Below are 381 nucleotides of genomic sequence, written 5' to 3'. Positions count from 1 at the left end.
ACCGGGGCGGTGTCGACGCACTTGGTGCCACTGATCTTGCGGTCGTGGGTGACGACGGCCTGGCCGTCCTCGGTGATCTGCACGTCCAGTTCGAGGGTCGTCACCCCGAGCTGGAGGGCGTTGCCGAAGGAGGCGAGGGTGTTCTCCACCCGCAGCCCAAGGCCGCCCCGGTGGGCCTGCACGTCGAATGTCCGGTCCGGTCGCGGCTTCGCCTGGGCGGGCACCGCGAGCCCGGTCGTCACCGTCGCGGCCACCAGGGCCGCGACGGCGGTACGGCGTACTGTGCGCACGCTGTCATCCCCTCCTGCCGGCGGGCATCTCCCGCCGGTCGCCGGACAGCATGGACATCTATGGCGGCGAGCAGGCGGCCAGCGGGCGGCG

1 protein-coding gene is annotated in these 381 nt (G+C 72.7%); it reads right to left on the bottom strand.

Annotation, left to right across the window (positions count from 1 at the left end; translation table 11 throughout):
* On the bottom strand, positions 1 to 290 hold a 290-nt coding region (locus C7C45_RS35300), incomplete at its 3' end, for a glycerophosphodiester phosphodiesterase family protein (RefSeq protein WP_280101412.1).
* Positions 291 to 381 lie beyond the last annotated feature (91 nt).

The sequence above is a fragment of the Micromonospora arborensis genome, from assembly GCF_003205615.1.
In the GTDB taxonomy this organism is placed as follows: domain Bacteria; phylum Actinomycetota; class Actinomycetes; order Mycobacteriales; family Micromonosporaceae; genus Micromonospora; species Micromonospora arborensis.
This window is presented reverse-complemented; position numbering and strand designations above follow the sequence as displayed.